This is a genomic window from Alteriqipengyuania sp., assembly GCF_964222115.1.
Classification (GTDB): Bacteria; Pseudomonadota; Alphaproteobacteria; order Sphingomonadales; family Sphingomonadaceae; genus Alteriqipengyuania.
The window spans coordinates 1-9,481 of sequence record NZ_CAXQBM010000007.1 but is presented as its reverse complement, the minus strand read 5'-3'; the positions used below and the strand labels follow the sequence as shown (position 1 = coordinate 9,481).

Genomic DNA, 9,481 nt, shown 5'->3' with positions numbered 1-9,481 from the left:
TGGGAAAGCCGGTGTACGAACTCGACTGCTCGCAATTCCGCCCGCCGATGACAGACGGGCAGATGCGGTTATTGTGATGACGGGCCTTGCACGCTCGCCCACCCTCGGTAGAATCTTGAGCGAACTTGCGTAGGCGTTTCGGGGGGAATTTTGATGAAGGTGGGAATTTTCGGAGCGTTGCTGGCGATCGGGGCGAGCACGACGGTACACGCGCAAAGCTTCGATCCAGAACGCGAACTGGAAGTATTCACCCTCAGCGCGCTCAAGGCCACGCTGGCACAGCTGGGTGCCAACACGGCGGATCAGGAAGGCAAACCCAACATCACCGTCGAATTCTCGAACGGGCTGAACGCCGATGCGGTTCTGATGGCGTGCGAAGATCAGGCCACATCCACCGGCTGCCTCGGCACCTCGATTCTCGTGACCTATTCCACACCCGCCAGTGTCAGCGCGGATCAGGTGCGCGAAGGGATCAATGAATATAATTATCGCCAGAACTTTGGGCGCGCCTATCTAGACCCCAACGGCCAGATCAGCGTGCGATTTTACGTGATTGCCGACGGCGGACTCTCGATGGAAAACTATCGACAATATATCGGGTTGTTCGCGAATTCTGCCGCAAAGCTTCCCGACTACGTCCTGAACTAGGTGCCTCGGACGCTGTCCTACATGGAGCAGACGCGCTAGGCTCGCGTCCGCTCATTGATAATGTCGATCCACCGCAATTTTCGCGCTTCCCGGGTGAGGGTTTTTGCCCTTTAGACAGTGTGTCAGGTGTGTCAGGCGGCGCGTCAGGTCATGCAAATCAGCCGAACGTATTCCCGCCCTCGCCCGGTTTGAAGCGGATGAGTCTGCTGTCGATCAAAGCGGCAGTGCGATTGACCACCGCCTGCTGGTAATCGGCGTCCTTGATCATCTCGAAGAACGCGCTGCCGTTCGGGTACTGCGCGACGAAGCCATCGTGCCACTGCCGGTCGGACGGGCCGGTCACCATCGTCTGGAACGCGCCGCGCCACACGATGCTGCCGCCCACGCGTGTGAAGATCGGCCCGCTGGTTTTCCCATATTCCTCATAGGCGCGGCGCCCGCTCCAGCCCTTGCCCGCATGTTCGTGGCCTTCTGGATACTGCGCCTGCTCTCGATAAAGCAGCAAGTTGAGCATCTGGATCGGCTCGTCGCGCGGCAGGGCCTTGAAAGCCTCGAAGTTCTCGCGGCTCGGGTCGATAAACGTCGTCATGGTGTCATTTCCCAGGGTTCATAATCTGTCCGCTGATCGCCCACGCCGGTCGCGCGACCACCAACAGGCAGCCGACGCCCAGAATGCTCAGCACCGTGGGGGACAGGAAATCCGCCCCGCGAACCGCGCTGAGAACCAGTGTCATGATCAGGAACACCGCGACCGCGAGCCCCAGCCCGATGAAGATCGCGAAGGCGTAACGCAGGCTCATCGGTCGCTAGTCCTTGCCGAACATGCGCCCGAAGATGCCGCGCTTCCTGCCGCCATCTTCCGCCGCAGTATCGCCGTTCTGGACCTCGGTTGCCGGCATCGGCGCAGCTTCTGCCATTGCAGGTTCTGGTGCTTGCTCCTGCGCATCGGGCAGCTTGTAGTCGGCAAAGCGATCGCGCAGGTCCTTCTTGCTGATCTTGCCCGTGGCGGTGTGCGGGATGTCGTCCACGAATTCGACCGCATCGGGCAGCCACCACTTGGCGACATGATCCTTGAGGTAGTCGATCACATCCTGAGCCGTGCAATCCTGCCCTTCCTTGCGAATGCAGAACAGCACCGGGCGCTCGTCCCACTTGGGGTGGAACATGCCGATGGCAGCCGCCTCGGCAATCGCAGGATGGCCCGCAGCGGCGTTCTCCAGCTCGACCGAACTGATCCATTCGCCGCCCGACTTGATGACGTCCTTGGTCCGGTCGGTGATCTGCATCGTGCCATCGGGGTGCAGGATCGCGACATCGCCCGTGTCGAACCAGCCATCGGCGGTCAGCGCGTCTTCCTCCGCCTTGAAATAGCGGCGGATGACCCATGGGCCGCGGATCTGCAACGCGCCCGAGCTTTCGCCGTCGCGCGGCAGGGTTTTGGTCGGATCGTCGAGATCGACCGTGCGCAGTTCCACGCCGAAGATCGGGCGCCCCTGCATCGCAGCCTGATCTACCTTCTGGTCGAGCGTGAGCGTATCCCAGTCGTAAGTCGGCCCGCCCAGCGTGCCGATGGGCGAGGTTTCGGTCATGCCCCAGGCGTGCTGCACGCGGATTCCCGCTTCCATCAGCCGCTTGATCATGAACTTGGGCGCCGCCGAACCGCCGATGGTCGCAGCGCGCAACTTCGGCAGCGGCTTGTCGTTCGCATCGCAATACTGGAACGTGGCGAGCCACACGGTCGGCACGCCCGCACTATCGGTCACGCCTTCGCGCTCCATCAAATCGTACAGCACGCCGGGATCGTTGATCGCGGAGAAGACGAACTTGATGCCTGCCATGCCGCCCGCGAAGGGCAGGCCCCAGCTTGCCGCATGGAACATCGGCACCACCGGCAGCATGACCGAAGATGCGTCGAAATTGAAGGCAGGCGGCTGGATAGCGGCGAGCGCGTGCAGCACGGTGGAGCGATGCTCGTACAGCACGCCCTTCGGGTTGCCCGTCGTCCCGCTGGTGTAGCAGAGCATGCAGGGATCGCGTTCGTTGACCTTGGCCCATTCGTACTGGCCATCCTGCGCACCGATCCAGTCTTCGAATCCAGTGACGTCGCTGCCCTCGGGCGGATCGTAGCAAATATAGTGCTCGATCGTGGTCCACTTGGCCTTCATCTTGTCGACGATCGGCTGGAATGCAGCATCGTAGATCAGCACGCGGTCTTCCGCGTGGTTGGCGATATATTCCAGCTGATCCTCGAACAGGCGCGGGTTGATCGTGTGGAGCACGCCGCCCATCCCCGCGACGCCGTACCAGCTGACGAGGTGACGCGAATGGTTCATCGCAAGGCTGGCAACGCGGTCGCCCTTCTTGATCCCCAGCGCTTCCAGCGCCTGCGCCATCTTCAGCGCGTCGCGCTTGATCCCCGCCCAGTCGGTGCGCGTCTCGCTGCCATCCGCCCAATGCGTAACGATCTCCCGCGTCGGTGTTTCGCGGGCCGCGTGGTCAATCACGTGAGTGACCACCACATCCCAATCCTGCATCGCTCCGAGCATTCTCTCTCCCCTCGGTATGAATTTGCAGGGAGAATGCGCAGATTGGGGCGTGCCCGCAAGGGTTTCAGAATGAAATTAAGCTGCGCGGTGCAGTTGCGGCCCGGTTTTGGGTACCAGCGTGATGTTGGACAGGCCCTCGATACGGCCAAGAGTATCGGCAAGCGCGCCGTCGATCTTGTAGTCGTGCCCCAACCGCATCACAGGCCGCTCCTCTACGCCAAGATCGAGCGCAATCTGCACCTCTCCATGGCCCGGCGGGCCGGGCTGGAGTGCCAGCGCCAGCTCGCCCAGTGCCGCTTCGCTCGCCACATCGAGCGTGAGCAGCATGCGCTGCCCGCCAGAAACGGCGGCGAGCGGTCGGGCGCCGCGGATGGTGACGCGCGGCGGCTCGTCGGGTGACGGAGAATCCAGCTCGACCGTCAAGAGGATGCAAGTGCTGTCCTCCGCCCACTTCACAAATTGCGGGACAAGGCTTTCTTCGAAGCAGGCCGCGCTAAACTGGCCGGAACTGTCCGAGAAATCCGCCCGGATGAAATCCTTGCCCCGACGTGTCTGGCCCTTCTTCGCGCCTTCGACCATGGCCGCAATCACGGCGCGGCTGCGGCTTTCCCCGGCAGGCGCGCTGCCGTCCATAAGCGAGGCATAGCTGCGCGCACCATTTGCGCTGGCAACGTCGCGGAACTGCTCGATCGGATGGGCCGAGAAGTAGAAACCGAAGGTCTCGCGCTCTTTCGCCATGCGTTCGGCGCGCGACCAATCCTCCGCTTCCTTCATGCGGATGTGATCGTTCGCGCTCTCCTCGCCGCCGAACAGGCCTTCCTGCCCGCTGCTACGCTCCCGGATCGCAGCATCGGCCACTGCCAGCAGCAGGTCGGTATTCGCCGCCAGCTGGCCGCGATTGGGGTCGAGATGGTCGAACGCGCCCGCAGCGATCAATGCTTCCAGCTGGCGCGAATTCATCGCCCCCTTTGGCAAGCGGGTGAAGAAATCATCGAGCGTTTCGAACCAGCCATGCGCCTCCCGCTCGGCGGCAACCGCGTCCATCGCCTTTTCGCCCACATTGCGCAGCCCCGCGAGGCCATAACGGACCGCGTAACCCTCGTCCGTCCGCTCCACCGTGAATTCCGCGTCGGAGCGGTTGATGTCGGGCGCGGCCACCTCGATCCCGTTGCGGCGGGCATCGTCCACGAACACCGCCAGCTTTTCCGACTGGTCCATGTCGAAGCACATGGCAGCGGCGTAGAATTCTTCGGGGTAATGCGCCTTGAGCCATGCCGTCTGGTACGCAAGCAGTGCGTAGGCGGCGGCGTGCGACTTGTTGAAGCCGTAGCCTGCGAACTTGTCGATCAAGTCGAACAGCTCGTTGGCCTTGTCCGCCTCGATCCCCGACACTTCCTTGCAGCCATCGACAAAGCGCCCGCGCTGCTTGTCCATTTCCGCCTGGACCTTCTTGCCCATCGCGTGGCGCAGCAGGTCCGCATCGCCGAGCGAGTATCCGGCGAGGATCTGCGCGGCCTGCATCACCTGTTCCTGGTAGACGAAGATCCCGTAGGTTTCCTTCAGGATGCCTTCCAGCTTGGGGTGCGGATACTCGATCGGCTCTGCACCCGCCTTGCGCTTGCCGAACAGCGGGATGTTGTCCATCGGGCCGGGTCGGTAGAGCGATACGAGTGCGATGATGTCTTCGAACTTGGTCGGCTTCACCGCAGTCAGCGTGCGCCGCATGCCTTCCGATTCCAGCTGGAACACGCCGACCGTGTCGCCGCGCTGCATCAGGTCGTAGACCGCTTCATCGTCCCACGCGAGCGTGCCCAGATCGCATGCGATCCCGCGCTTCTCCAGCAGGTCGACCGCCTTTTGCAGGACCGAGAGAGTCTTCAGGCCGAGGAAGTCGAACTTCACCAGCCCGGCGCCTTCGACAACTTTCATGTCGAACTGCGTGACCGGCATGTCCGAACGCGGATCGCGGTAGAGCGGCACGAGCTCGGCCAATGGCCGGTCGCCGATCACGACGCCTGCGGCGTGCGTGGAGGAATTGCGCGGCAGGCCTTCCAACTGCATCGCGAGGTCGACGAGGGTGCGCACCTCGTTATCGTTGGAATATTCGCCCTTGAACTCGGCCGCGCCGTTCAGCGCACGCGGCAGGCTCCATGGGTCGGTCGGGTGGTTGGGCACCATCTTGCACAGCCGGTCGACGCGGTTGTAACCCATGTCGAGGATGCGCCCGCAATCGCGCAGCACCGCGCGGGCCTTCATCTTGCCGAAGGTGATGATCTGGGCGACCTTGTCCGTCCCATACTTGGCCTGGACATAACGGATCACTTCGCCGCGCCGCGTTTCACAGAAGTCGATGTCGAAGTCGGGCATCGACACGCGTTCGGGATTGAGGAAGCGCTCGAACAGCAGGCCAAGCCGGATCGGGTCGAGATCGGTGATGGTCAACGCCCATGCGACCAGCGAACCGGCGCCCGAGCCGCGGCCCGGCCCCACTGGGATCCCCTGATCCTTCGCCCACTTGATGAAGTCGGCGACGATCAGGAAGTAACCGGGAAAGCCCATATTGGTGATGATGCCGACCTCGTAATCGAGACGGTCGTAATAGGTCTTGCGCTCCTCGTCGGAGAGGTCTTCGTAAAGAGCCAGTCGCGCGTCGAGGCCCTTGCGCGCATCCTCGGCCAGCATGCGCGCTTCGCCCTCAAGGTCGCCGGCAAGGCTGGGCAGGATCGGGCTACGCTCGGGCGGAGCGAAGGCGCAGCGGCGCGCAATGGTCAGCGTGTTCACGAGCGCCTCGGGCAGGTCCGCGAACAGCTCCTGCATCATGGGTGCCGATTTGACGTAAGACGCCTTGGCACTCTTCGGGCGATCTTCTTCCCACAACTTCCGGCTGTTCGCGATGCACAGCATGGCATCGTGCGCCTTGTGGAAATGAGGCTCCGCGAAATTGGCAGGGTTGGTCGCGACCAGCGGCAGGTCGCGGGCGTAAGCAAGATCGAGCAGTGCCTCCTCCGCTGCGACCTCCACGGGATCGCCACGCCGCGCCAGTTCGATATACAAACGCTCCGGGAACAGCGCCTCAAGCCTGCCCAGGTACCTTTGTGCGTGCTCTTGCTGCTCTTCTGCGAGCAGCCGTGTCACCGCACCCTCGCTCGCCCCAGTCAGCGCGATCAAGCCATCCGTATGGCCTTCGAGCGCATCGAACGGGACGTGCGGCACCTGTTCCAGCGGCCGTTCGAGATGCGCCGCGCTCACCAGCTTGCACAGGTTGAGCCAGCCCGCCTCGTCCTGCACGAACAGCGGCAGGTGATCGATCGCCTCACTGCCGGGTCGCGCCACGCCAAGAAGCGCACCGACAATCGGCTGCACGCCGTTTTCCAGGCACGCCTTGGCGAAAGGCACGCTGCCGTACAGCCCGTTGCGGTCGCACATCGCGATCGCGGGAAAACCGCGTTCGGTCGCCAGTTTGGCAATCGCCTTCGGCTCGATCGCTCCTTCGAGCATCGAGTAGGCAGAGAGCACGCGCAGGGGAACAAAGGGGGCAAAGGCCATCATGCCAAGCTAGCGTTCGCGCGGGCTGCATCAAGCAGGCGAGGCGAAGCTTGCGGGGAAAAGCGGTGGACTGTTTCGAGCAGTCCTGGCTCAGCTTTCTTCACCAGGCGCAGCGGCGATTTTCCGGAGTGTCGTCCGGATCTGCGACCATGCACCGTAGAGGACGAGCACAGCGAGGAATAGCCAGACCCATAGCGGGATATCCTGCCCGAAAATGGCGAGATACAGATAGGCGGATACGAAGAAGAACCCGGCCAGCATTGTCGGGAGCACGGTGGACCGGCCCGCTCTCGCGCGCTTCACCAGCCAGCCGATCGAGGCGAGGAAGAAGGGTATCGCACCCACATAGATCGCGGCGAAAATATACGGATTGACGTTGTACTGCGCGCCCAGCGCAAGAATCCATTCGTTGATCGATTCGAGCATAGTGCCCACCCCTCCCTTGCGGGTGCCAATCTACCGGCACCCCGGGGAAAGGTCAGCCCGGATAATCGGGCCGCGCCGCAATCGCTTCGACATCGCCGGTGGTGTACATCCGATCGCCCAGCTTCTGGATGACGTGGCCGGCGCGCTCTTCGGGCGTCATCGCCATCATCAGCTTGACCATCTCCGCAAAGGTCCCGTCGTACAGCCCCTTGGCGCCATCGAGCAGGCCCTGCCCATCGTCCTTGCGATGAATCTCGGCCCGGTCGTCCCACGCGATGCCGGCCTGTGCGGCTTCCGCGTTGTAGGTGGTGGGGTGATCGCTCATGAAAAATGCCTCCTTTTCCAACTTAACGCGGGAAACAAAAGGCGGGTCCTGCAAACCTACTCCAGCACCCCGTCGTGCAGGCGAACGACGCGGTCCATCTTGCCTGCCAGTCGCTCGTTATGCGTGGCGACCAGCGCTGCACTGCCCTGCCCGCGCACCAGATCGAGGAATTGGGTCAGAACCTTTTCCGAAGTCGCCTCGTCCAGATTGCCGGTAGGCTCGTCCGCCAGCACCAGCTTGGGCTTGTTCGCCAGCGCACGGGCCACGGCCACGCGCTGCTGCTCCCCGCCCGAAAGCTGGCTGGGCCGGTGTTCCAGCCTTTGATCGAGCCCCAGCGCGGTCAGCAGTTCCTTCGCGCGCGCCTCAGCTTCCTCGCGCGGCGTATCGCCAACCAGTTGCGGCAGCACCACGTTCTCGACCGCGTTGAAATCGGGCAGCAGGTGGTGGAACTGATAGACGAAACCGAGGTGCTCGCGGCGCAGCGCGGTACGCTGTTTGCTGTCGGACTTCTCCGCGGCTTCGCCCGCTATCACGATGGTTCCGCCGAACCCGCCTTCCAGCAGGCCGACCGCCTGGAGCATCGTGGACTTGCCCGAGCCCGAGGGCCCGAGCAGCGCAACGATCTCTCCCGGCATCACCTTCAGGTCGACGCCGCGCAGCACGTCGATCCGCACCCCGCCCTGTTCGAAACTACGGGTGACGCGGCGCAGTTCGACGACCGGTTGGATGCCTGCCTCATTCATAACGAAGCACCTGCACGGGATCCGTATTGGCGGCCTTGAGGGCCGGATAGAGTGTCGCGAGGAAGCTGAGGATCAGGGCCAGAGCGACGATGCCGAAAACCTCCCATGGGTCGGTACGCGCCGGAAGTTCGGTGAGGAACCGTACCTCGGGGTTCCAAAGCTCCTGACCCGTGATCAGCCCGATGAACTCGACGATCGGCTGGCGGAAGGTGAGCACCAGCCCGCCAAGCGCCAGACCCGCCAGCGTTCCGATCGCGCCGACTGTGAAGCCGGTGGTGACGAATATCTTGAGGATCGACTGCCGCCCTGCCCCCATCGTCCGCATGATCGCAATATCGCGCGTCTTGGCGCGCACCAGCATCACGAGACTGGAGAGAATGTTGAAGGCGGCCACCAGCACCATGAAGCTCAACGCGAAGAACATCGCCACCCGCTCCACCTGCAATGCCTCGAAGATCGAAGAGTTGATCTGTTGCCAGGTGCGCACGATCGCGATCCCCGCCATGCGTTCGGCAATCGGGGTCATGATCTCGTTCACACGCTCGGCATCTTCGGTGGTGACTTCGATCATGCCGATGGTGTCGCCGGTCAGCAGCAGGGTCTGCGCCTGCGGGATCGGCATGACGATGAATGCACCGTCATAGTCGTACAGACCCACCTCGAAGATCGCACCGATCTCGTACCCCACTTGTCGTGGCACGGTGCCGAATGGGGTCGATCTCCCGGCAGGATTGATCACTGTAATCACGTCGCCCACGCTCGCACCGATGTTTTCGGCGAGGCGCGCGCCGATGGCGACTTGCTCCGCCCCGGGTTGCAGGCGGGCAATATCGCCCATCACCACCTTGTCGGACAGTTCGGCGATATCATCCTGCGTGTTGCCACGCACGACGACCGCTTCGGCCCGACCGTTGAAGGTGATGAGCAGCGGCTGGTCGATCAGGGGCGATGCATCGACCACGCCATCCGACGCGCGAACTTCCTCGAGGACGCTTTCCCAATTGTCGAGCCGCCCGCCATAGGCCTGCACGATGGCATGACCGTTCAGGCCGACGATCTTGTCGAGCAGCTCGGCGCGAAAACCGTTCATCACGCTCATCACGATCACCAGCATGGCGACGGAAAGCATGACGACGGTGATGGAAATGCCCGCGACCAGCGCGATAAACGCCTCGCTCCTCCCCGGAAGCAGGTAGCGCTTGGCGATGGTCCGTTCGAATGGTGAAAGCAGCAAGGCGGCCCTTGGG

At 63.0% G+C, this 9,481-nt stretch carries 9 protein-coding genes; 1 reads left to right on the top strand and 8 read right to left on the bottom strand.

Features of this window, described 5'->3' with window-relative positions:
* Nucleotides 1-153 precede the first annotated feature (153 nt).
* Nucleotides 154-648 (top strand): YbjN domain-containing protein, encoded by a 495-nt coding sequence (locus tag ACEQXE_RS00615; RefSeq protein WP_370176953.1) that lies wholly within the window; start codon nucleotides 154-156, stop codon nucleotides 646-648.
* 157 nt (nucleotides 649-805) lie between these two features.
* On the opposite strand, the gene ACEQXE_RS00610 is transcribed toward ACEQXE_RS00615, so the two are convergent.
* From ACEQXE_RS00610 to ACEQXE_RS00575, 8 genes are all read right to left on the bottom strand, one after another.
* Nucleotides 806-1,237, bottom strand: a complete 432-nt coding sequence (locus ACEQXE_RS00610; RefSeq protein ID WP_370176952.1) for a DUF1330 domain-containing protein — start codon at nucleotides 1,235-1,237, stop codon at nucleotides 806-808.
* Between the two features lie 4 nt (nucleotides 1,238-1,241).
* Nucleotides 1,242-1,448 (bottom strand): hypothetical protein, encoded by a 207-nt coding sequence (locus ACEQXE_RS00605; protein ID WP_370176951.1) that lies wholly within the window; start codon nucleotides 1,446-1,448, stop codon nucleotides 1,242-1,244.
* Between the two features lie 6 nt (nucleotides 1,449-1,454).
* Nucleotides 1,455-3,194, bottom strand: coding sequence for a long-chain fatty acid--CoA ligase (locus ACEQXE_RS00600; RefSeq protein ID WP_370176950.1), 1,740 nt, complete (start codon nucleotides 3,192-3,194; stop codon nucleotides 1,455-1,457).
* Between the two features lie 75 nt (nucleotides 3,195-3,269).
* On the bottom strand, nucleotides 3,270-6,740 hold the full coding sequence (gene dnaE, locus ACEQXE_RS00595; RefSeq protein WP_370176955.1) for a DNA polymerase III subunit alpha: 3,471 nt from the start codon (nucleotides 6,738-6,740) through the stop codon (nucleotides 3,270-3,272).
* A 90-nt stretch (nucleotides 6,741-6,830) separates the two neighbouring features.
* The gene (locus ACEQXE_RS00590) at nucleotides 6,831-7,166 is read right to left on the bottom strand and encodes a hypothetical protein (protein ID WP_370176949.1); all 336 of its coding nucleotides are present in this window, start codon (nucleotides 7,164-7,166) and stop codon (nucleotides 6,831-6,833) included.
* A gap of 52 nt (nucleotides 7,167-7,218) precedes the next feature.
* Nucleotides 7,219-7,491, bottom strand: coding sequence for a hypothetical protein (locus tag ACEQXE_RS00585; protein WP_370176948.1), 273 nt, complete (start codon nucleotides 7,489-7,491; stop codon nucleotides 7,219-7,221).
* A gap of 56 nt (nucleotides 7,492-7,547) precedes the next feature.
* Nucleotides 7,548-8,234 carry an ABC transporter ATP-binding protein gene (locus ACEQXE_RS00580; RefSeq protein ID WP_370176947.1) on the bottom strand — a complete coding sequence of 229 codons (687 nt, stop codon included), beginning with the start codon at nucleotides 8,232-8,234 and terminating at the stop codon, nucleotides 7,548-7,550.
* Nucleotides 8,227-9,468 carry a lipoprotein-releasing ABC transporter permease subunit gene (locus ACEQXE_RS00575; RefSeq protein WP_370176954.1) on the bottom strand — a complete coding sequence of 414 codons (1,242 nt, stop codon included), beginning with the start codon at nucleotides 9,466-9,468 and terminating at the stop codon, nucleotides 8,227-8,229. Before ACEQXE_RS00575 ends, ACEQXE_RS00580 begins: the two co-directional genes overlap by 8 nt.
* Nucleotides 9,469-9,481: the final 13 nt, after the last annotated feature.